We start from the raw sequence: 21,451 nt of genomic DNA, 5'->3' as shown, positions 1-21,451 counted from the left end.
CCGGGGAGTGCGGCAACATCCGGACACATCGAACGAACTCGCGGCGACAAGCATCGTAGCCGGGGAGGGCAACTGTCATGCACGTCCATGAGTTCATGACCACCTTCCAGCGGCTGGCCGGCAGCATCGGGCAGCAGACCGGCGATCAGGAGGCCGCCCGCAACGCGCTGGTCTGTCTCATCGCCGGCGGGCACCTGCTGCTCCAGGGCGGCGAGGAGGAGAGCCGTCACCTGGCCCGCACCCTGGCCCGGGCCGTCGACGGCGCCCGGGACGACGAGATCCGCTTCGGACCCGACGCCAAGGACCTTCACCTGAACGAGCCCGGCGGTCCTCTCTTCACGAACGTCCTGCACGTATCGGGCTTCCCGCTCGCCCGGCCCGAGGCTCAGTGGCAGCTGCTCACGGCGATGGAGCGGCGCGCCGTCGAGCTCGACAGCGTGGAGACGCCGCTGCCCTCGCCGTTCGTGTCCATCACCGCCCTGCCGCGCGGCCACGTCCAGCGGCTCGGTCTGTCGCGGCGGATGCTGGATCGCTGGACGCTGCACTGCGGCATCCGGCCGAGGGTGCCGCCGGCCCCGCCCGAGGTCTTCGTGCGGCCCACGATCACGCCGGCGGACCTCGCCCGGATGGGCGAGGTCGCGGGCGCGGTCGAGGTCCCGGACGCCGTTCGCTGGCACATCGTCGACATCGGGGTGGCCACCCGCGCGCTGCCGTCCGTCCTCGTCGGCACCAGCGGGCGCGGGCTCGTCGCGCTCGCGGCCGCGGCGCGGGTCGTCGCCGCGGCCGACGGCCGGGACGTCGTCTCCGTCCAGGACGTCGACGCCGTCGCCCGGCCGGCGCTCGCCCACCGCCTGCACATGAGCGACCCGCAGCCGCGGGATGCCGACCTGGCCGTCGACGAGATCGTCGCGGCTCTGCGACCGGTGGGCTGACGGTCAGGCCGGGACGGACCAGATCTGCAGGGCCGGGCCGTCGCCGGGCAGCGATCCGGTCCAGGCCGCGCCGCCGTAGAGGTTCGTGGCCTCGGGGACGCCGGCCAGCTCCACCGGCGCGCCCGGTGCGCGGCGGGCCAGGATCAGCAGGCGCTCGTCGTGGGTCTCGCGCCAGAAGGCGATCGCGTCCGCGTCCACGTGGGCGAAGCGCAGGCCGCCGCCGCGCAGCGACGGGTGCTTGCGGCGCAGGGCGAGCAGCCGGCCGTACCAAGGCAGCACCGAAGTCCCGGTGCGCCAGGGCATCGGGGTGCGCGAGGCCTCGCCGGTGGTGCCGGTCAGGCCGAACTCGTCGCCCGCGAAGACCATCGGCACGCCCGGCAGGGTCGCCAGCAGGCCGGCCGCCACCTCCATGCGCTCCAGGGAGCCGACCACCGTGCGGATGCGGGCGGTGTCGTGGCTGCCGAGCAGGTTCCACGAGTGCGTCCACGAACGCCAGGACATGGTGGCCATCATCGCGAGCATCGTGGCCACGAACGCGTGGCCGTCGCGGCTGGGGACCGGGCCGGGCACGCCCAGGAAGTCCTCCGACGGCAGCGGGTCGCCGCGCAGCCACGTCCACAGTGGACGGGTGAAGCCGGCGTAGTTCATGGTGCCCTGCCAGCCGCCCGCGTCGAGGTCGCCGCCGGCGCCGTGGGCGTGCTCGGCGACCAGGAGGGCGTCGGGGCGGGCGCCGCGCACGGCGTCGGCGATGAGGCGGGAGACCTCGAGCGTCAGGTCGTCGCCGGCGCGCCGGCCGGTCATGTTGGCCACGTCGACGCGCCAGCCGTCGAGGTACCGCAGCCACCGCCGCACGATCGAGTCCGGGTCGGTGACGAACCGCTCGCGCAGCCGGGCCGAGTGCCAGTTCAGCTTCGGCAGCGACGGTACCCCGAGCCAGGACTCGTAGCCGCCGTCGGCGCTCATGTAGTACAGGTCCGGCTGGTCGAACCACGGGTGCTCGACCCCGGTGTGGTTCGTGGTCAGGTCGCCGACGAGCCGCATGCCCCGGGTGTGCAGGGCGTCGGCGAGCCGGCGCAGGGCCCGGTCCCCGCCCAGCAGCGGGTCGACGCGGTCGAAGGCGACGGCGTCGTAGCGGTGGCTGGAGCGGGCCGGGCAGAACGGGGTGAGGTACACGGTGTCGGCGCCGAGGTCCTGGATGTGGTCCAGGCGCCGGGCGATGCCGTCGAGGTCGCCGCCGTACCACTGCCGGGACGCGGCGGCCACGTCGACCGGCTCGTCCCACTCGCAGCGCACCGCCCAGTCGGGGGTGGCCGGCGCCGTGGCGGAGCGGGCGAAGCGGTCCGGGAAGATCTGGTACACGATCGCCTCGCGGGTCCACGGGGCCGGGCCCGGGTGCGCGACGAGCCGGAAGTCGGTGTCGTCGGCCACGTCGTGGCCGAAGCGGCCGAGCACGGTGTACCAGTCGCCGTCGACGAGGAACCGGTACCGCGTGACGGGATTGCGCACCAGCACCGAGGCCCGCCACCACAGCTCGCCGCCCCGCCGGTCGCGGACGGCGGCCGTGAAGCGCGGCTCGCCGTCCTCGATGGACCGCACGTGTACGGAACGCACGTCCGCCGACGCCCGCAGCCAGACGTCCACATTGGAGCCGAGCCGCGGGTGCTGGTCCGGCACGTAGAGGGCCGAGCCGTCGTGGTGGACGCTCATCCCTTCACCGCCCCGGTGGTGAGGCCCGACACGATGTACCGCTGCAGCACCTGGAACACCACGACCGTGGGCACCGCGGTGAGCAGCGAGCCGGCGCAGAACATGCCGAAGTTGGCGTTGCGCTGCTCGGCGACCATGCCGTAGAGGCCCACGGCCAGGGTCTTGGCGTCGTCGCTGTGCAGGAAGACGTTGGCCAGCAGCACCTCGTTGATGGTGCCGATGAAGCCGAGCAGCGCGGTGACCGCGAGGATCGGCGTGACCAGCGGCAGGGTGACCCGGAAGAAGATCTGGGCATGGCTGGCCCCGTCGATGACCGCGGACTCGTCGAGCTCCTTGGGCACGGTGTCCAGGAAGCCCTTCATGAGCCAGGTGTTCACGCCGAGGGCGCCGCCGAGGTACAGCAGCATCAGGCCCCACGGCCGGTCGAGCCCGATCGCCGGGTAGTAGTCGCCCACCGCGGCGAAGATGAGGTAGATGGTCACGACCGACAGGAACTGCGGGAACATCTGGATCAGCAGCAGCGAGACGAGCCCGACCCGGCGGCCCTTGAACCGCATCCGGGAGAACGCGTACGCGGCCAGGATCGACAGGAACACCCCGGCCACGGCGGCGATCCCGGCGATGAGGATCGAGTTGAGGTACCAGTGCGGGAAGGCGGTCTTCGAGAACAGGTCCTTCAGGTTGCCCAGCCCCGCGGCCTGCGGGATGAGCTGCGTCGAGCTCAGCGAGCCCAGCGGGTTGAGGGCCGCGGAGACGACGAAGACGATGGGGAAGAGCGAGAAGGCGACGGCGAGCAGCCCGGCCGCGTGCCGCCAGCCCGTCCTACGGGCCCAGGCGATCACGAGTAGACCTCCTCCTGCTTGCGGCTGCGACGGAAGCCGATGACCGAGATGACGGCCACGATCGTGAAGATGTACACCGAGATGGCCGCCGCGAAGCCGAGCTGCGCTCCGGAGCCGCCGAACGCGAGCCGGTACGTGTAGGTGATGAGCAGGTCGGTCGCGCCGATGCTCGAGTTGCCGGCCGGGAACGGCGCGCCCTCGGTGGTGAGGTAGATGGCGTTGAAGTTGTTGAAGTTGAACGCGAACGACGAGATCAGCAGGGGGGTGAGGGCGACCAGCAGCAGCGGCAGGGTGACCCGCCGGAAGCGCTGGGCCGCGGTGGCGCCGTCGATCGCGGCCGCCTCCGACATCTCCCGCGGGATGGCCTGCAGGGCGCCGGTGGCGACCAGGAACATGTACGGGTAGCCCATCCACAGCTGCACCAGGATCACCGCCAGCCGGGCCGTCCACGGGGAGCCGAACCAGTCCACGTGCAGGCCGGTGAGCCGGTTGATGAGCCCGAAGTCCTGGTTGAACAGGTCCCGCCAGACGAGCAGCATCGCGAACGAGGGCATCGCATACGGCAGCACGAGCAGCACGCGGTACCAGGTCCGCCCGCGCATTTTCGCGTTCAGCGCGAGCGCGCAGGCGAGCCCGAGGCCGAACGTCACCAGCACCGACCCGACCGCGAACGCGAGGTTCCACACGAGGGTCCGCAGGAACGGGCCCGCGATGCGCTCGTCGGTGACGACCCGGGCGAAGTTGCTGAAGCCGACGTTGACCTTCCAGCCCTGGGCGAGGTGCTCGCCGTCGTCGGCCACGAACGCGCCGGAGTCCTCGTCGGCCTTCCACTGCCGGCCGGTGCCGCGGTCGGTGATGCAGTCGCAGCCGGCCTCGTAGTAGCGGGTGGCCTGGCCGGTGTAGGCGCGGGTCAGGCCCGAGGCCCGGATCGCGCCGCCGGTCGTCGGCACGGTGAACGCGAGGATCTCGTCGTTGCGCTGGGTGGCCTGGCCGAGGTCGAGCAGCTGGTACCCGTCGGCCGCGGTGATGCGCCCGGCCGCGACGGTGGCGCCGGCGAGCGGGTGCAGGCCGTCGGCGTCGCCGGTGTAGGTCCTGCCGTCGGACGACAGCAGCAGGAACTTGAGGCCGCCGTCGTCGACCGCGACCGACAGGGCGTACTCGACCGAGCCCGGCACCTGCTGCACGGAGGCGCTCTGGATCGCGGTGACCGCCTCCTGCTTGCTGCCCCGGTGCCCGTCGCCGTAGTTGGTGAAGGCGGTGGCGACGGTGTACAGCACCGGGATGATCTGGAAGGCCAGGAGGAACAGCACCCCCGGGACGAGGTACTTCGCCGGGATGGCCCGCGGCGACAGGTAGATCGCGAAGATCAGGCCGGTCACGACGACGAGGACCGTGAGCCATCCCCACGCGTGGGCGTCGGCGAGCGGGAAGGCGGCGTAGACCGCCAGCGCCAGGGCGAGCCCGAGGACCGCGATCTTCACGACGATGCCCCACTGCCAAGTCTGGCTCGGCGCGGCTTCGCGAGGCCGACCCAGACCCGGCAGGGGGTGCGTGTTCCTCATGGCGCTACTTGGCGATCGCGTCGGAGATGGTCTTCGACGCCCCCGCGAGGGTGGACGGCACGTCCGCGCCGCCGACGATCGCCGACTCCGCCTTGCCGAACGGGTCCCAGACCGCGGCCATCGCCGGGATGGCCGGCAGCACGGCGCCGCCCTTGCCCGCCGCGAGCCACTTCTCGATGTCCGGGTCGGTGCCCTTGACCTGGTCCATCGCCGCGTTCAGGGCCGGCGGGCGGGGGTTGGCCTGGTACAGCGCGACCTGCAGTTCCGGCTTGGTGAGGTAGTTCGTGATGAACTCGTTGGCGAGGGCCTTGCTCTTGCCCTTGCTGGCCACGTAGAAGGCCTGCACGCCGACGAACGGTGTCGCGGCCTTGCCGCCGGCGAAGCCGGGCACGGGCGTGATGTCGTACTTGAGGCCGGCCTTCTTGATGTCGGCCACGGCCCACGGCCCGGAGATCAGGAACGGGGTCTTGCCGCCGGTGAAGGTCGGGATCGCGTTGTCGCTGTTGACCGAGCGCGTCAGCGCGCCGGAGCCCTTCTCCCCGAGCGCGGCGATCTTCTTGAACGCCTCCACCGACGCGGGCTTGCCCACGCCGAGGTCCGCCGGGTCGTAGTCGCCGTTGGCCTTGGTACCGAACAGATAGCCGCCGGCCGAGGCGAACAGCGGATAGACGTGGTAGGCGTCCCCGTTCTGCCCCACCTGCAGCGACATGATGTTGGTGACCTTGCCGGCGTCCTTGAGCGCCTTCCCGGCCGCCACGAGGTCCTCGATCGTGGCCGGGGCGGTGGGGGCCAGGTCCGTGTTGCGGATCAGGGCCAGGTTCTCGATGGCGTACGGCACGCCGTAGACCTGGCCGTTGAAGGTCACGGCCTTCATCGCCACGTCGGCGAAGCCGGACTTCTGCGAGTCGGAGAGCTGGATCGGGTCGATGGTGCCGTTCTGCACCAGGTTGCCGATCCAGTCGTGGGCGCCGACGACGATGTCCGGGCCCTTGCCCGACTGCGCGGCGGTGACGAAGTTGGTCTGCAGGTCCTTGGAGACCGCCTGGACCTGTACGTCCACGTGGTTGGCCTTGCCGAACTGCTCGGCGAACGGCTTGAGCGCGGCCGCGCGCTGATCGTCCGCCCAGATGGCGAGCGTCGCGGTCGGCGCCGTGGAAGCGCTTTCGGAGGGTTTCGACGACCCGCAGGCCGTGAGGGTCAACGCGGCGAGGGCGAACACGCCGACGGCGCGCAGGGGCATGCGCATGGGTGCTCCTGTTCAGGGTGCAGCGCGCGCCGGCCGGTGGAGGGCAGGCACGGAGCTTGCGGAAATGGGTGACGGCAAAGGTCCAAGGGGTGTCGATCGATTGCCGGTGGCGCAGACCGTAGCAAGGACTTGCATAGAATGAAAGCCCATCCAAGCGACTTTCAATTTCGCCGCCGCGCCGCTTACTCTCGTCGCATGGCCATGGACGCTCCCCGAGCCCGCCTTGCCGACATCGCCAAGCAGGCGGAGGTCAGCGAGGCCACCGTCTCGCGGGTGCTCAACGACCGGCCCGGGGTCAGCGCCGACACCCGGCACGCCGTGCTCACCGCGCTCGACGTGCTCGGTTACGAGCGACCCGAACGGCTCCGCAAGCGCAGCGCCGGCCTCGTCGGCCTCGTGACGCCGGAGCTGGAAAACCCGATCTTCCCGTTGTTCGCGCAGGTCATCGAGTCGGCGCTGTCCCGGCACGGCTTCACGCCGGTGCTGTGCACGCAGACGCCGGGCGGGGTGACCGAGGACGAGTACATCGAGATGCTGCTCGACCGCGCGGTCGCCGGCATCATCTTCGTCTCCGGCCTGCACGCGGACACGACGGCCGACCACGACCGCTACCGCAAGCTGATCGACCGGCCCCTGCCGATCGTGATGATCACCGGGAACGTCCCCGGCCTCGACGCGCCGTGCATCTCCTGCGACGACGCCCGGGCCAGCGAGCTGGCGGTGGACCATCTCGCCTCGCTGGGGCACACCCGCATCGGCTTCATCTCGGGCCCCGAGCGCTTCACCCCGGTGCAGCGCAAGATCCTCGGGTACCGCGACGCGATGCGGCGCCAGGGCCTCGACGAGGAGATCGAGCTCTCGCTCTTCGGCGTCGAGGGCGGCGCGGCGGCGGCCGGGCGGCTGCTCGACCGCGGCGTGACCGGGCTGGTCTGCGGTTCGGACCTCATGGCGCTCGGCGCCGTGCGGGCCGCGCGGCTGCGCGGGCTGACGGTGCCCGGGGACGTGTCGGTGGTCGGGTACGACGACTCGCCGCTCATCGCGTTCACCGACCCGCCGCTGACCACGCTGCGCCAGCCGGTGCTGGCGATGTCGAACGCGGCGGCGCAGTCGCTGATCGATGCGATAAACGGGCAGCCGTCGCCGCACTCGGAGTTCCTCTTCGCGCCGGAGCTGGTGGTGCGCAGCTCCACCGGGATCGCACCCCGGTAGCCGGCGACGCCGGGCTGCACCCCCGGTAGCAGGCGACGCCGGGTTGCTTCCCGGCCACGCCGCGCGGCCCCTGCGGGGTCGCGTCCCGGCCCACGCCGCGCTGGTGGAACGCGGCCGAAGCCGGGGTCACACCCGGCCGGTGCCGCGCCGGTCCAACGAGGCCGGACCAGCACCGGCGAACGCGGCCCATCGGGTCGCGCTCCGGTCGGCGCCGCGGCGGTGGAACGCGGCCCGACCGGATCGTGCACCCGTGGACGCCGCGCCGGCTCCAACTGCGCCGCGACCCGGGAAGCGGCGCCCCTCCCCCTCTTCCAGCCTCCTGAAGGGCTTCCCATGCCGGATATTTCGGATTTGTCAGGACCGTGGTGGCGCACCGCCGCCATCTACGAGGTGTACGTCCGCAGCTTCGCCGACGGCAACGGCGACGGCGTCGGCGACCTCATCGGCCTGCGCGAACGCCTCCCCCACCTGCGCGACCTCGGCGTCGACGCGGTCTGGCTGACCCCGTTCTTCCGCTCCCCCATGGTCGACGGCGGCTACGACGTGTCCGACTACCGCGACGTCGACCCGAGCTTCGGCACCCTCGCCGACTTCGACGCCATGCTGGCCGCCGCGCACGACCTCGGCCTGCGGGTGATCATCGACGTGGTGCCGAACCACACCTCGAGCGCTCACGCCTGGTTCACGCAAGCCTTGCAAGATCTTCCAGACGGACCGGCCCGCGCGCGGTACCACTTCCGCCCCGCGACCGCCGACGGCACGCCCCCGAACGACTGGGAGTCCGTGTTCGGCGGGCCGGCCTGGACGCAGGCGCCGGACGGCGAGTGGTACCTGCACCTGTTCGACCCGGCCCAGCCGGACCTGAACTGGGACAACGCGGACGTGCGGGTCGAGTTCGAAGGTGTGCTGCGCTTCTGGCTCGACCGCGGCGTCGACGGCTTCCGCATCGACGTGGCGCACGGGATGGTCAAGGCGGCCGGGTACCCCGCGGCCGGGCTGACCGGCCAGATCGGGCTGCTCGGGCGGCGCGTGCTGCCCTACTTCGACCAGGACGGGGTGCACGAGATCCACAAGGCCTGGCGCAAGATCCTGGACTCGTACCCGGGGCAGCGCATGGCCGTCGCCGAGGCATGGGCCTCCACCCCGCAGCGCCTCGCGCAGTACACCGCCCCGGACGAGCTGCACCAGGCGTTCAACTTCGAGTTCCTGCAGGCCGACTGGGACGATCCCAGAGCGGTGCGGGCGAGCATCGACTCGTGCATCCACGCCGCCGGGTCGGTGGGCGCGCCGACGACGTGGGTGCTGTCCAATCACGACGTGCGGCGGCACGCGACCCGCCTCGGCTCCCTCGAGCGGGCCAACGCCGCCGCGCTGCTCATGCTGGCCCTGCCCGGTTCGGTGTACCTCTACCAGGGCGAGGAGCTCGGCCTGCCCGAGGTGCTCGACCTGCCCGCGCAGGCCCGCCAGGACCCGGTGTGGTTCCGGTCCGGCGGCAGCGACCCGGGGCGCGACGGCTGCCGCGTGCCGCTGCCGTGGCAGGCCGGGGCGCCCGCCTTCGGCTTCTCGGCCACCGGCGAGTCCTGGCTGCCGCAGCCGCCGGAGTGGGCCGCGCTCGCCGCCGACCGGTCGTCCACAGTGGAGCTGTACCGCGCCGCGCTGTCGCTGCGCCGCTCGCTCACCGGCGCGCTGCGCTGGCACGAGAGCGCCCCGGGCGTGCTGGACTTCGCCCGCGGCGGGCTGCGCTGCGTCGTGAACCTTTCGGACGGTCCGGTCGCGCTGCCCGAAGTACCCGGTTCCGAGGTCGTCCTGGCGAGCCAACCCATTGACGGCGGTACACTTCCGGCCGACACAGCAGTCTGGATCTTTGCAAGAACTCTCAGCATTTCCTGAGCGTTTCTGCTGGTCAATGACCTTGCGAGAACTGCTCGCGGGCAATTCTTGCAAGGTCCTTGACAGCGGTTTCCGCTGGGCCGAAGCTCAGCGTCACACCCTTCCCGCCGGCTCCGCTACCGCCATTCCGGAGGCCCTCGTGCGCGTGTCCCTCAAACGAACCCTGGCCGCTGTCGGCGGCCTCCTACTGTGTGCGGCGCTGACCGTGCCGCTGCTCACCGGCGACCGCAAGGCCGAGGCCGCCGTCGGCTCCAACGACGTCATCGCCAACCTGTGGCTGTGGCCGTGGACGTCCATCGCCACCGAGTGCACCAACGTGCTCGGCCCGGCCGGCTACGGCGCGGTGCAGGTCGCCCCGCCCGAGGACTCGATCAGCGTCTCCGGCCACCCGTGGTGGGACATCTACCAGCCCGCCGGCTACGACATCAACGGCCGCATGGGCACCCGGACCCAGTTCCAGAGCATGGTGAACGCCTGCCACACCGCCGGCGTCAAGGTCTACGTCGACGCCGTCATCAACCACATGACCGGCGCGAACCAGTCCAGCACGACCGCGTACGGCGGGGCCAGCTTCACCAACAACTACAGCTACCCCAGCGCCGGCTACAGCTCGTCGGACTTCCACTTCTACCCGGCCGACTGCCCGCAGTCGGACAACCAGATCCACGACTACAACAACCAGACCGAGGTCTGGAACTGCCAGCTGGTCGGGCTGTCGGACCTCAAGACCGGCACCGACTACGTGCGCACGAAGATCGCCGGGTACCTCAACGACCTCATCTCGATCGGGGTCGACGGGTTCCGGGTCGACGCGGCCAAGCACATGGCCCAGGCCGACCTCTCGGCGATCAAGGGCAAGCTGACGAACCAGAGTGTGTACTGGGCGCAGGAGGTCATCCCCGGCAGCCCCGGGAACCTGACGCCGGCCGCGTACGAGGGCATCGGCGGCGTGCTCGAGTTCACCTACGCCACCAGCCTCAAGAACCAGTTCAACGGCAGCATCGCCAACCTGCAGACGTTCGGGCCCAGCTGGGGCCTGGAGCCCAGCGCCAAGTCGACCGTGTTCGTGTCCAACCACGACACCGAGCGCAACGGCTCGACGCTGAACTACAAGGCCGGCACCACCGACACCCTCGCCAACGTGTTCATGCTCGCCTGGAACTTCGGCACCCCGAACGTCATGAGCTCGTTCAGCTTCTCCAACAACGACGCCTCGCCGCCGGCCGACGCCAGCGGGTACGTCACCGCCGTCACCTGCGGCAGCGGCTGGGAGTGCCAGCACCGGCAGCGCGCGATCAAGAACATGGTGGGCTTCCACAACGCGACGCGCGCCGACACGACGGTGGGCAACTGGTGGTCGGACGGGTCGAACGCGATCGCCTTCTCCCGCGGTACCAACGGCTGGATCGCCATCGACAACGGCGGCGCCGTCGGGTCGCGCACCTTCAGCACCGGGCTGCCGGCCGGCGTCTACTGCGACGTCATCCACGGCGACTACAACGCCGCGGCGTCGACCTGTTCGGGCCCGACGGTCACGGTGAACGGCAGCGGCCAGGCCACCGTCGGCGTCGCGGCCAAGGACGCGGTCGCCATCCACGTCGGCGCGCGGGTCACCGGCGGCTCGACCGCGACCCCGACGCCGACCGGGACCACCTCCGGCGTCTCCTTCACCGTCGCCGGGGCTCCGACCGGCAACCCGGTCTACCTGGTGGGCTCGGTGTCGCAGCTGGGCGCCTGGAACACCGCGAACGCGATCCCGATGACGGCCAGCGGCGCGAACTGGACGGCGACGGTGCCGCTGCCGGCGAGCACGGCGGTCGAGTACAAGTTCATCACGAAGACCAGCTCGGGCACGGTCACCTGGGAGCCGGGCAGCAACCACACGTACACGGTGCCCGCCTCCGGCACCGGGACCGTCAGCACGACGTGGAACGGCTCCTCGACCACCAGCCCGGCGGTGACGTTCAACGCCAACGTCACCACGACGTTCGGGCAGAACGTGTTCGTGGTCGGCTCGATCCCGGAGCTGGGCTCGTGGAACACCGCGAACGCGATCGCGCTGTCCCCGGCGAACTACCCGATCTGGTCGGCGACGGTGACCCTGCCGGCCAGCACGGCGGTGGAGTACAAGTTCATCAAGAAGAACCCCGACGGCTCGGTCACGTGGGAGAGCGGCGCGAACCGCACCCTGAACACGGGCACGGCGGCGCAGACCGTGAACGCCACCTGGAAGTAGGGACCCGTCCACCGTGGACGGCGGCGGGCTCTCTCCCCGCGCCGTCCACGGTGGACGTTCACGGCTGGTCCTCCGCCGCGAGCACCATCCGGCGCAGCAGCTCCGCCAGGGTCCGCCGGTCCCGTTCGTCCAGCCCCGCCAGCAGCACCCGCTCCCCGCGCGACTCGCCGCCCAGATGCCGCACCAGCGTGTCGTGCCCGGCCGCGGTGAGCCGCACGTGCACCCGGCGCCGGTCGGCCGCGTCGCTCTCGCGCACGATCCAGCCCGCGTCCTCGATGGCGGCGAGCCGCGCCGACAACGCCCCGCGGGTGAGGCCGAGCCGGTCGGCGAGCTGCGACGGGCTGGCCGTGTACGGGGGCCCGTTGCGGCGCAGCATCAGCAGCACCTTGAACTGCCAGTGCTGCAGCCCGCCCGCCTCGAGCACGTCGCGGCGCAGCTGGGCCTGGTGCCGCCCGAGCATGTGCAGGCGCATGAAGATGGCCTCGGCGACCGGGTCGAACCCCGGCAGCTCGCGGGCCCAGACGTCCACGAGCCGGTCGGCATCGTCCTCCACGGCGGCCTCCAAGTAGTTTTCTTGTGGATAGTTTTCCTGATTACTACCGTCGGCGCCATGACAGCAACCGCAACGATCGCCCTCGACGAGCTGCTCGCGGCCGCCCGGGGGCTCGCCCTGGCCGCGCGGTGGGAGCAGGCCACGGGGCTGCTCGACGCCGCGGCCGCCGGGCTGCCGCCGTCCGCCGCCGGCCGCTCCGCGAACGCGCAGCTCGCCCTGGCGGCGGCCGAGATCGCGGTGGACTCCGCGTGGTACAACGGCAACGACGACGGCGCCGCCCTCCTGTCCAAGGTGGACTCCGCGGCCCTCGACCCGCCGCACCGGTGGGACCTCGGCTTCGCGGGGCTGCGGTGCGAGTACCGCAGCCGCCTCGGCCGCCCCGATCCGGCCCTGCGCGAGCGGGGCGAGGGCTTCGTGGCCACGGCGCCGGACGGCAACCGGCGCGGCTGGGCGCACATGTACCTCGGCCTCATCCACGACAACGTGCTCGGGGACCCGGCGGGCGCGCCGCCCCACTACGAGCGGGCCCTGGCCGACTCGGCCGGCGACGACCTGCTGCGGCGCGAGGCGCAGCGGCACCTCGGCGGCCACGCCCGCGAGGCCGGCGACCACGCCGGCGCGCTCCTGCGCTGGCGGGAGGCGACCGCCCTGGGCGCCCGGGCCGGGATGTCCGCGGGCACCCTGTCGCAGCAGATCCTGCTGGCCGTGCTGGCCCGCGACGCCGGCGACGAGCCCGGGGCGGTGGCGCTGGCCACGGAGGTGCTGCGCTGGGCCGAGGCCATCGGCGCGTCGGCGATCGCCGCCCGGGCCGACGGCTTCCTGCGCGGCGCCGAGGTCGGTTAGTGACATCGGTCGATGCCGGTGGTACACCTTCGGAATGGCAGAGCGAGTGCAGGACCAGTGCCGGCTGTTCAACGAGGGCGTCCGCACCGGCGACTGGGGCGCCTACCTGGACCGGTTCGGCGACAACGCCACCCTGCGCATCGAGGGTGACCCCGGCAGCCCGTACACCGGCCGGGACGCGATCGCGGCCGCCTACGCCGCGGCCCCGCCCGAGGACACCCTGAGCGTCACCTCGGTCGAGTCCGACGGCGACCGGGACGTGGCCCGGGTGACCTGGTCGGCCGGGGGCGGCGGCACCCTGCGCGTGCGCTGGTCGGCGGGGCGGATCGCCGAGCTCACGGCGGAGTTCGACGGCCCCGTTTAGGCTGGGTTGATGGAGGATCCGTACCAGCTGTCCCGGTTCGTCGAGGCGCAGGAGCACGTCTACGACCACGCCATCGGCGAGCTCAAGGACGGCAACAAGCGCAGCCACTGGATGTGGTTCGTCTTCCCGCAGATCGAGGGCCTGGGCCGCAGCTCGATGGCGCAGCGGTACGCCCTGGGCTCACTCGACGAGGCGAGGGCGTACCTGCAGCATCCGGTGCTGGGCCCGCGCCTGCTCGAGTGCGCGGACGCGCTGCTGGGCGACGCCGAGCACACCGCCGTGAGCATCTTCGGCGAGCTGGACGCCATGAAGCTGCGCTCGTCGATGACCCTGTTCGCGCACGCCGAGCCGGCCGAGAACCGCTTCGCCCGGGTCCTGGACCGATACTTCGCGGGCGCCGAGGACGCCGAGACGGTGCGCCGCCTCTAGGTTCGGTTCCGGCCCAGGCGCAGCAGCGGCGCGTAGGCGGGCACGTACTCCTGCCCGCTGAGCCCGGCGATGCGGGCCATCACCTCGTCGGTGGCGGCCCGCACCGAGCCGCCGGCCACGTCGACCGGGCGGCCGAAGCGGTACCCGACCCGGCCCTCCGGCACCCGGCGCGGCCAGCGGGCGTCGATCGGCTGCACGGCGTCGGTGCCGACCACCCCGAACGGCACGATCGGCACCCCGGCCTGCCGGGCGAGGCGGACGGCGCCGGTGCGCCCGCGGTACAGCCGCCCGTCGGGCGAGCGGGTCCCCTCGGGGAACACCGCCACCAGCCCCCCGGCGCGCAGCACCGGCACGGCCGCGTCGAACGCGGTGAGCACGGCCCGCCCGCCGGCCCGCTCGACCGGGATCGCCCCGAGCCCGCGGACGAGCACCCGGGCGAGGCGGCGGCCGCGGAAGTACTCGGCCTTGGCCCAGAACGCGATGTGCCGCGGCACGACGGCCCCGAGGAACAGCTGGTCGGCGACGCTGAGGTGGTTGCCGGCGAGGATCGCGCCGCCGGCGGGGAGGTGCTCCAGCCCGTGGACCTCGGGCCGCCACCCGGCGCGCAGGACGCGCCCGGCGGTGGCGCGGGTGAGGCGGTACAGCACGGGGGTCACGCGGCCCCCGGCCCGGCGTAGGCGTCCAGGGCCACGTCGACCAGGTCGGTGACGTCGGCCGCCCCGGTGGCGAGCGGGAGGCTCCCCCACCGCCACAGCTGCACGATGCCGTGCAGGTTCGCCCAGAGCGCCCCGGCCGCCGCCCGCTGGTCGCCCTTCCCCGCCCCGGTCGCCGCGAGGAGCTCGGCCAGCAGCCCGAACAGCGGCAGGCTGGTCTCACGCAGCCCGAGGCGGTCGGAGCGGAGCAGGTCGTGGCGGAACATCAGCTCGTACATGCCGCGGTGCTCCTGGGCGAACGCGACGTAGGCCCGCGCCAGGCCGCCGAGCCGCTCGCGGGGTGAGCCCCCGGCGGGGACCGCCACCAGGCGGGCGGTCAGGCCGGCGAAGCCCTCCCGGGCGATCGCGGACAGCAGCTCGACGTGCGTCGGGAAGTACCGCCGCGGCGCCCCGTGCGAAACCCCGGCCCGGCGGGCGATCTCCCGCAGCGATACGGCCGCCGAGCCCTCCTGCGCCACCAGCTCCACCCCGGCCCGCACCAGCCGTTCACGGAGCCCCTCGTCATCGTGCATAGACACTGTCTACACGATCGCGTAGACAGTGTCTACGGCGCCCCGGTGGCCCGGGCCTCGAGCAGCAGCGCGGTGAACGCCCCGGGCCGCTCGAGGTTCCACAGGTGTCCGGCGCCGGGAATGATGCGCAGCCTTGCCGACGGAGCGCATGTCGGCCGCGCCGTCCGGGCCCTGCTGGGCGCCGGCGATCCGGGCCAGGACGGCCAAGGGCAGCACGGTGGAGATCGCCCGCTGGACCGCGAGGGCCAGCGGCGGGTGGGCCACGCCGCCGGAGAGGATCAGGCGGCGAACGCGGCCGGGTGAGCCCGGCACCCGCGGTTGGTAGAAGCCCCGGCCGGACCCGTGAAAGTTTGGGCAGCTGGCCGGTGAACCGACCGGGGCGTATCGCGGTGCTGGGAAGAGCGTGCCAACCGGTCCTGACGTGGCGCTGAAACGAGCCTGAAGCGGGGCGGCAAATGTGAGCCGCGTCATTCGGGAACGTTCGTTCTTGACCGATCGTTCCTCAAAGCACTACCGTCGTACGCATGGGACGACCGCGGGGATTCGACGAAGAGGCGGTCACCCGCGAGGCGGTGGCGTTGTTCTCCGGGCGGGCCTACGACGGGCTTTCGGTGGACGACCTCGTCACCGGGCTCGGGGTCCACCGCAACAGCCTCTACAAGACCTTCGGCAGCAAGCGCGGGCTGTACCTCACCGCGCTGCGCTGGTACCTGCGCAACGAACTGGAGCCGTTGCTCGTCGCCGGGGCCACGACCGAGGGGCTGCGGACGAGCGACAAGCTCGACCTGCTGCTGCTCGCCGCGGCCGAGCAGGCGCCGCTCGACGGCGAGGTCGGGGCGCTGGTCGGCGGGGCGTTGCGGCGCCTCGACGACGTGCTGGGGCCGGATGCGGCAAACCTGCTACTGGGCCTGCGCCTGCGGGCCCGGATCGACACCGGGGAGTAGACACCATGGCAACCGTGAACATCGACGGCGACACGCTCGTCGTGGAGATCGAGGGGCTCGACAAGCTCTGGGCCCTCAAGAGCCGGCTGGCGATCCCGCTGGCCAACGTGCGCGGCGCGACCGCCGACCCCGGCATCGCCCGCGAGCCCAGGGGCATCCGCGCGCCCGGCGCGTACATCCCGAACGTCATCACCGCCGGCACCTTTCACCTCGACGGCGAGAAGGTGTTCTGGGACGTGCACGACGCGCGCAAGGCCGTCGTCATCGAGCTCGCCGACGAGCGGTACGCGCGGCTGGTCATCGAGGTCGAGGACCCGCGCGCGGTCGTGGCGCTGGTCGAGAAGGCGGTCAGCCGCTAGGGGCTAGCACTTCACCGGCGGCGCCGTGGTCCCGACGCCGGCCGGGACGGCCGAGGGCGACGGCGACGGCGACGGGGACTCCACAGTGGATGGCGACGGCGCCGGCGACGGGCCGCCGTACAGGTGCTGGGTCGTCTGCTGGAAGTCGCTCTGGCCGAACGCCAGGCCGGAGACGAGCGCCTGATGGCCGTACACGTCGGAGATCCGCAGCGCGACCGCCCCGTCGAGGCCGGACGGGCCCGTCCAGGTGTTGTCCTCGCCGTGGCTCAGGGCCGTGAACCCGGCGCCCTGCTGCAGCTCCACAGTGGACAGCGGGTTGCCGTGGTTGTCGACGACCACGCTCAGCGACGAGTACCCCTTGCCGCCCTTGATCTTCACCCGCAGCGGGCCCACCGCGGGGTCGCGGGCGGTCGCGTAGGTGACCGGGATGACCCCGGCGCCCAGCGACCCGATCTTCGCGAACGCGCCCTTGCCCAGGTCGATCTTCCCGGCCGGGCAGCCCGGGCACAGGTCGACCACCTGGACGCGGGTGGTGCCGTTCGGCCCGGTCACGTCGAGCAGGGTGCCGCAGCCCTTCCCGCCGGCGTACTCGGCGCGCCCGACCGCCGCGTAGGCGCCGTCGGCGGGCGTGCCGAGGTTGCACATGCCGTTGCGCCCGGCGGTGTAGTACGACGCGGAGCCACCGGCCGCGCACGCCGCGCTGCCGCCGGCCTGGGTCACCAGCACCACGGCGACGACCGAGGCGACGACGACGGTGGCGGCGGGCACGACCCAGCGAAGGTGACGGCGGTTCACGTTGCGGATCGTACCGTCTGATAATCCATATCCATGGAGTTCCCGTCGTACCTCGGCACGATGCCGATGCACGCGATCACCGAAGTCTATGGCGAGGCCGGGCTGCGCGAGCGGTACCACCTGGAGATCCAGCGCTTCGCCCCGCCCGACCGTGAACGTCTCGCCGCGGCGCTGCGGCTGGCGAGCGAGCTGCACCGCGACGACCGGCGGGTGCGGGAGCCGTACGTCAACCACCTGCTGCGCGTCTCGATCCGCATCATGCACCACTACGAGGTCTCCGACGTCGACGTGATCGCGGCGGCCGTCCTGCACGACACCGCCGAGGACCACCCCGACGAGCTCGCCGGCCACCCGGGCGCGACGAGCGAGCAGGCGGTCGCGGCGCTCGCCGGCCGGTTCGGCGACCGGGTCGCCGGGCTCGTCGCCGCCGTCACCAACCCCGTGTACGACCCGTCATTCGACCGGTACGAGCAGTACCGGGAGCACGTCAGAGCCAGTCTCGAGCGCGAGCCGTGGGCGCGGGTCATCAAGGTCTCCGACTTCACCGACAACGGCGTCGGTGTGATCCACACCACGGGCCCGAAGGTCGAGCGGTCGGCGACGAAATATCGCCCCATGGTCCCCGTGCTGCGCGAACTCGTCGCGCGCCCCGACACCCCGCTGTCCCGGCTCGTGAAGCAGCACATCTTCCGCCAGCTCGACCTCGCCGAGGAGCGCTTCGCGGCCATTCTTGACGGGCGGTGAATGTGCGATGGTATGCACCGTGACGATGGTGGAACTCGCGGTGGGCTGGCTGGCGTCGCACCTGTTCGACCGGGGCCAGGCCCAGGAGGCCGAGCCCGCGGTCGAGGAGCAGCTGCGCGGGCTGGCCGGGCTCGTGCGGGCGAAGCTCGACGACGACCCGGCGCTGCGCACCCTGGAGCGGGAGGCCGCGGCGTCGCCGACGCCGAGCGTGGGCACGCGCCGCCGGGTCATCCAGGCCCTCGAGGACGCCGTCTGGACCGACCCGCACTTCGGCGAGGCCCTCGCCGCCACCGTCCAGCGCCTCCGCCCGGTCATGCCCCGTCCGGCCGACTGACCAGGCCGGACAGCAGCTCCTCCAGGCCCGCCAGGTCCACCGTGGACCGTCCCTTGTAGACCAGCCCGAGCCGGCGCAGCTCCAGCCGGACCGGCCGGGGCAGGAAGCCGTCCCCGGTGGACCGCGGCGGCTCGGCGGCCGCACCGGCCGGGCCGAGCGCCGTCACGTCGTCGAGCAGCTCGCGGTAGGAGCGGTACACCGGCTCCCCCAGCGCGGGCGGCTCCCCGCCGGCCCGCACCGCCGGGAACGGGCTCGGCCGCCCGGCCAGCGCCGCCGCGACCCGCGCCGGGTCCAGCGCCACGATCCGCCCGGCGTCGTCGGTGCGCACCGCGAGCACCTCGGGGCCGTCGGCGCGGCCGATCACCAGGTACCCCAGCGCGAGCAGCACGTCGTCCGGGGCCGGCGGGGCCGGGGCGAGCCCGACCCGCCACGTGCGGCCCGGGAACCGGCCCAGGCACAGCCCCGGCGCGGTCCGCAGGAGCAGCCAGCGCGCGAGCTTCGGGCGCAGCAGGAACGGGGCGGGCACCAGGCCGCGATAGGCGGCCGCGACGGCGTCGAGCACCGGGCGCGGATCGGTGCGGAGCCGGGCCCGCGGGTACCGCTGGGCGAAGCGCTCCACCCCGAGCCGGTCGTCCGGCCAGAGCTCGGCCGCGGCCGCCCACCGCCGCAGCCGGGCACCCGGCGGGTCGGCGACCAGGGCGAGCAGCGCGGGGAGGCCGGCCGGCCCGGGCGCGTACCGCCGGAACATCGAAGGCAGCGAGAACCCGGGCGCGTCGAGCTCCCGCTCCAGGTCCGCGGCCGAGAGCCGCACGGCCCCGAAGTCCGGCCCGGGCCGCACCAGCAGCCCGGCGCCGAAGACCGCCCCGGTGCGCTCCCACAGCCGCACGCACTGCCGCCGCTCGTACTCCGAGACGTCCGCCGCGAGCTCGGCGCGGTACCCGGCGACCGAGCGGGAGTGCGGCACCCCGGCGACGAGCCCGGCCCCGGCCACCCGCAGCACCTCGTCGTCGTTGGCGGGCAGGTCGGCGGCGGCGCTGAAGAGCAGGTCGCGGCGCGCACCGGCGAGCGGCCCGAGGATCCGGCAGCCGACCAGGCGCAGGTGCTCGAGCCCGGGCAGCGGCGGCAGCGCGACGTCGGCGCCGACGAGGGTGAGGCGCCGCAGGCCGGTGCAGCGGGCCAGGGGCCCCAGGTCGCCGGGGCGCACGACCGTCAGCTCGGCGACCGCGGCCAGCTCCGCGTCCGTGGGCGGCCCCACGTGCCCGACGGCCGCGCCCAGGGCCGCCTCCAGGGGTGTCATCGCCGCAGGGTGCCACCGCACCCTGACGGCGCACTGAAATCGGGCTCAGTGGTAGCCGGTGCTGCGCCGGCCCTCCGCGGCCGTGACCGCCAGGTCGAGGTGCCAGTCGCTGACCTGGTCCTCCGGCGGCGGGGTCTTCGGGTAGGCCGCGTGCAGGGCCTCCAGGTACCAGGCCTCGTCGGCCGGGCGCATCAGCAGCCGCAGCCAGGTCACGTTGCGGGCGCGGCGGCACTCCTCGATCGACAGCACCGAGCGCAGCGCCTCGATCGAGTCCTCGCCGGGCAGCACCAGCCGCTGGATCGGGGCGGCCGGCGGCGGCTCGGCCCCGGCGGTGAGCAGCCGCGCGGTGAGCACGTGCGCGACCCGGGTCAGCTCCAGGGCGCGGCGGGCGGCCGTGGTCGGGCCGCGGACCGGGTCCGGGCCGGCGTGCGCGGGGTCGGCGAGGGCCGCGGTGTAGGCGGCGTTCTCCCCCGCGGTCAGCGCCCGCTCGGTGTCCAGCGCCGACCAGGCCTGCACGCACTCGTCGACCACGGGCGGGCCGAGCGGCACCGGGCGGCCGGGGTCGTCGAGCCAGTCGCGCAGCGGCCCCGAGCCGAGCGCGTCCGCGGCCTGGCGCAGGACCGCGCGCAGCAGGCGGCCGTCGGCCGGGTACGCGGCGGCCGGGGCGGCCTTGAGCCGGGCGTTGAGCAATGCGCCGAGTGCGCGGCGGTCGTCGTCGAAGTTGGCGTACCGCTGCAGGCGCTCGATCAGCGGCCGCAGCTCCGGGGCGTCCTCGAGCAGGCCCCGGTAGCGCAGCAGCTCGCCCAGCACGCCGTCGTCGGGCTCGGCCAGGATCCGCAGGCCGATCGCCGCGCCCGCGACCGGGTCGGTGGCGTCGCGCAGCGCCTCGGCGGCCGCGCGCCGCACGGCCAGGGCCGGGTCGCCGAGCAGCGCGGCGACGGCCCGCACGGCCTCCGGATCGCGGCGGCGGTGGGCCAGGCAGGCGACGAGGGCGGCCCGGACTCCGGAATCCGGCTCCTCCCGGGCGGCCGCGGCGAACGGCTCGACCCCGGCGGCGGTGAACCGCAGCAGCATGGCGGCCTCGGCGCGCACCCGCGGGTCGTGGTCGATGCGCATGAGCCGCAGGCAGACGGCGTCGTCGCGGACGTGGGCGGGCACCTGCAGGCCCTCCAGCCGCAGCAGCGGCGAGGGGTCGTTCAGCAGCCGCGCGGCGAACGCGGCGGTGCGGTTGAAGGACAGCACGGCCCGGGCCGCCCGCAGCCGGATCCGGGGCTGCTCGTGGCGTTCGAGGCGCTGGCGCAGCGGCTCGTAGCGGGGGCCGAGGTAGTACAGCAGGGTCGCGATCCGGTCGTCGTCGCAGTTGAGGTCCTCGGCGGCCAGCGCGATCCGCGCGTCGATGCCGTTGCGGCGCGCGAGGATCTCGCCGAGGGCGACAGCGGCGGCGTCGCCGACGTGCTCGACGGTCTCGCCGAGCCCGCCCGCCACCCGGACCTCGGCCGTGTCGCGCAAGGCCACCTCGAGCAGCGGCTCGACCAGCCGGTGGTCCCCGGAGCCGGCGGCCGCGCGCGCCGCGTCGAGCCGGACCACGGCGTTCGGATCGCGCAGCGCGTCGCGCAGCCGGTCATTCAGCGCCATCGTGGTACACCATAGTGGGATGCACCAGCTCCGCATCCGCACCGCCGTGGCCGTGCTGGTCCTCGCCGTCCTGCCCGCGACCGGCTGCAACGGCCGTGAGCGGGTGTGCCGGTCACAGGAGTACCCGGTCAAGGCGGTCGGGAATCGGACAGGCGCCGCGTGCGTGGCCAAGGGCCAGGAGCCGCCGGCCGGGTACGTGCGCTACCCCGCCGGCCAGGAGCCGGTCCACGTGGGCGACGAGTGGTACCGGTACTGGCAGACGAAGGTCGTGGACGAGCACGGCACCATCGTGCCCGAGTGACGCC

General features: G+C 73.3%; 23 protein-coding genes. 12 read left to right on the top strand and 11 right to left on the bottom strand.

Annotation, left to right across the window (positions count from 1 at the left end; translation table 11 throughout):
- Positions 1–77 precede the first annotated feature (77 nt).
- A complete protein-coding gene (locus AB0B76_RS47425) occupies positions 78–932 on the top strand; it encodes a MoxR family ATPase (protein ID WP_360389137.1) in 855 nt (284 codons plus the stop codon).
- Positions 933–935: 3 nt separating this feature from the next.
- Here AB0B76_RS47425 and AB0B76_RS47420 read toward each other — a convergent pair whose 3' ends face one another.
- The 4 genes from AB0B76_RS47420 to AB0B76_RS47405 form a co-directional block, all read right to left on the bottom strand.
- Positions 936–2,639, bottom strand: a complete 1,704-nt coding sequence (locus AB0B76_RS47420) for a glycoside hydrolase family 13 protein (protein ID WP_360389134.1) — start codon at positions 2,637–2,639, stop codon at positions 936–938.
- On the bottom strand, positions 2,636–3,481 hold the full coding sequence (locus AB0B76_RS47415; RefSeq protein WP_360389131.1) for a sugar ABC transporter permease: 846 nt from the start codon (positions 3,479–3,481) through the stop codon (positions 2,636–2,638). The genes AB0B76_RS47420 and AB0B76_RS47415 overlap by 4 nt, the downstream gene beginning before the upstream one ends.
- Positions 3,478–4,962 carry an ABC transporter permease subunit gene (locus tag AB0B76_RS47410; protein WP_360389128.1) on the bottom strand — a complete coding sequence of 495 codons (1,485 nt, stop codon included), beginning with the start codon at positions 4,960–4,962 and terminating at the stop codon, positions 3,478–3,480. Before AB0B76_RS47410 ends, AB0B76_RS47415 begins: the two co-directional genes overlap by 4 nt.
- An 85-nt stretch (positions 4,963–5,047) precedes the next feature.
- Positions 5,048–6,283, bottom strand: a complete 1,236-nt coding sequence (locus AB0B76_RS47405) for a maltose ABC transporter substrate-binding protein (protein ID WP_360389258.1) — start codon at positions 6,281–6,283, stop codon at positions 5,048–5,050.
- A 207-nt stretch (positions 6,284–6,490) separates the two neighbouring features.
- Between AB0B76_RS47405 and AB0B76_RS47400 the strand changes: the two genes are divergently transcribed.
- The 3 genes from AB0B76_RS47400 to AB0B76_RS47390 all read left to right on the top strand — a co-directional run bounded on the left by AB0B76_RS47400 (position 6,491) and on the right by AB0B76_RS47390 (position 11,624).
- A complete protein-coding gene (locus AB0B76_RS47400; protein ID WP_360389255.1) occupies positions 6,491–7,498 on the top strand; it encodes a LacI family DNA-binding transcriptional regulator in 1,008 nt (335 codons plus the stop codon).
- Between the two features lie 333 nt (positions 7,499–7,831).
- Entirely contained in the window at positions 7,832–9,388 is a 1,557-nt protein-coding gene (locus tag AB0B76_RS47395) for a glycoside hydrolase family 13 protein (protein WP_360389126.1), read from the top strand.
- A 145-nt stretch (positions 9,389–9,533) separates the two neighbouring features.
- A complete protein-coding gene (locus AB0B76_RS47390) occupies positions 9,534–11,624 on the top strand; it encodes a carbohydrate-binding module family 20 domain-containing protein (RefSeq protein WP_360389123.1) in 2,091 nt (696 codons plus the stop codon).
- A gap of 58 nt (positions 11,625–11,682) precedes the next feature.
- Here AB0B76_RS47390 and AB0B76_RS47385 read toward each other — a convergent pair whose 3' ends face one another.
- Positions 11,683–12,177, bottom strand: coding sequence for a MarR family transcriptional regulator (locus AB0B76_RS47385; RefSeq protein WP_360389121.1), 495 nt, complete (start codon positions 12,175–12,177; stop codon positions 11,683–11,685).
- A gap of 57 nt (positions 12,178–12,234) precedes the next feature.
- Between AB0B76_RS47385 and AB0B76_RS47380 the strand changes: the two genes are divergently transcribed.
- Genes AB0B76_RS47380 through AB0B76_RS47370 form a run of 3 tightly spaced genes read left to right on the top strand, consistent with a single transcriptional unit; the run spans position 12,235 to position 13,813 of the window.
- Entirely contained in the window at positions 12,235–13,020 is a 786-nt protein-coding gene (locus AB0B76_RS47380; protein ID WP_360389118.1) for a hypothetical protein, read from the top strand.
- A 34-nt stretch (positions 13,021–13,054) separates the two neighbouring features.
- Positions 13,055–13,384: a nuclear transport factor 2 family protein gene (locus AB0B76_RS47375; RefSeq protein WP_360389116.1), complete on the top strand. Its 330-nt coding sequence runs from the start codon at positions 13,055–13,057 to the stop codon at positions 13,382–13,384.
- Positions 13,385–13,393: 9 nt separating this feature from the next.
- A complete protein-coding gene (locus AB0B76_RS47370) occupies positions 13,394–13,813 on the top strand; it encodes a DUF1810 domain-containing protein (protein WP_360389113.1) in 420 nt (139 codons plus the stop codon).
- On the opposite strand, the gene AB0B76_RS47365 is transcribed toward AB0B76_RS47370, so the two are convergent.
- From AB0B76_RS47365 to AB0B76_RS47355, 3 genes are read right to left on the bottom strand one after another with little or no spacing between them, the layout of a single operon-like run.
- Positions 13,810–14,469 (bottom strand): lysophospholipid acyltransferase family protein, encoded by a 660-nt coding sequence (locus AB0B76_RS47365; RefSeq protein WP_360389111.1) that lies wholly within the window; start codon positions 14,467–14,469, stop codon positions 13,810–13,812. The genes AB0B76_RS47370 and AB0B76_RS47365 overlap by 4 nt on opposite strands.
- Positions 14,466–15,038 (bottom strand): TetR/AcrR family transcriptional regulator, encoded by a 573-nt coding sequence (locus AB0B76_RS47360; RefSeq protein ID WP_360389108.1) that lies wholly within the window; start codon positions 15,036–15,038, stop codon positions 14,466–14,468. The genes AB0B76_RS47365 and AB0B76_RS47360 overlap by 4 nt, the downstream gene beginning before the upstream one ends.
- Positions 15,039–15,047: 9 nt before the next feature.
- The gene (locus AB0B76_RS47355; RefSeq protein WP_360389106.1) at positions 15,048–15,350 is read right to left on the bottom strand and encodes a hypothetical protein; all 303 of its coding nucleotides are present in this window, start codon (positions 15,348–15,350) and stop codon (positions 15,048–15,050) included.
- A gap of 212 nt (positions 15,351–15,562) precedes the next feature.
- On the opposite strand from AB0B76_RS47355, the gene AB0B76_RS47350 reads away from it, so the two are divergent.
- Both AB0B76_RS47350 and AB0B76_RS47345 read left to right on the top strand, forming a co-directional pair.
- On the top strand, positions 15,563–15,982 hold the full coding sequence (locus AB0B76_RS47350) for a TetR/AcrR family transcriptional regulator (protein ID WP_360389103.1): 420 nt from the start codon (positions 15,563–15,565) through the stop codon (positions 15,980–15,982).
- A gap of 5 nt (positions 15,983–15,987) precedes the next feature.
- On the top strand, positions 15,988–16,341 hold the full coding sequence (locus tag AB0B76_RS47345) for a hypothetical protein (protein WP_360389100.1): 354 nt from the start codon (positions 15,988–15,990) through the stop codon (positions 16,339–16,341).
- A gap of 3 nt (positions 16,342–16,344) precedes the next feature.
- Here the strand turns inward: AB0B76_RS47345 and AB0B76_RS47340 are convergent, their stop codons facing one another.
- Complete coding sequence (locus AB0B76_RS47340) at positions 16,345–17,136, bottom strand: expansin EXLX1 family cellulose-binding protein (RefSeq protein WP_360389098.1); 792 nt, start codon at positions 17,134–17,136, stop codon at positions 16,345–16,347.
- Between the two features lie 33 nt (positions 17,137–17,169).
- On the opposite strand from AB0B76_RS47340, the gene AB0B76_RS47335 reads away from it, so the two are divergent.
- Positions 17,170–17,880: an HD domain-containing protein gene (locus AB0B76_RS47335; RefSeq protein ID WP_360389095.1), complete on the top strand. Its 711-nt coding sequence runs from the start codon at positions 17,170–17,172 to the stop codon at positions 17,878–17,880.
- 19 nt (positions 17,881–17,899) lie between these two features.
- Entirely contained in the window at positions 17,900–18,214 is a 315-nt protein-coding gene (locus AB0B76_RS47330; protein ID WP_360389092.1) for a hypothetical protein, read from the top strand.
- On the opposite strand, the gene AB0B76_RS47325 is transcribed toward AB0B76_RS47330, so the two are convergent.
- Positions 18,192–19,511, bottom strand: a complete 1,320-nt coding sequence (locus AB0B76_RS47325) for a hypothetical protein (protein ID WP_360389089.1) — start codon at positions 19,509–19,511, stop codon at positions 18,192–18,194. The two genes, AB0B76_RS47330 and AB0B76_RS47325, sit on opposite strands and share 23 nt — an antisense overlap.
- 45 nt (positions 19,512–19,556) lie before the next feature.
- A complete protein-coding gene (locus AB0B76_RS47320) occupies positions 19,557–21,146 on the bottom strand; it encodes a HEAT repeat domain-containing protein (RefSeq protein ID WP_360389087.1) in 1,590 nt (529 codons plus the stop codon).
- A 19-nt stretch (positions 21,147–21,165) separates the two neighbouring features.
- Here AB0B76_RS47320 and AB0B76_RS47315 point away from each other — a divergent pair, with 19 nt between their 5' ends.
- Entirely contained in the window at positions 21,166–21,447 is a 282-nt protein-coding gene (locus AB0B76_RS47315; protein ID WP_360389085.1) for a hypothetical protein, read from the top strand.
- The last annotated feature ends 4 nt before the right edge of the window (positions 21,448–21,451 follow it).

Source organism: Dactylosporangium sp. NPDC049140 (genome assembly GCF_040648435.1).
The sequence above is the reverse complement of the archived record's forward strand: the minus strand, read 5'-3'. Positions and strand labels throughout refer to the sequence as shown.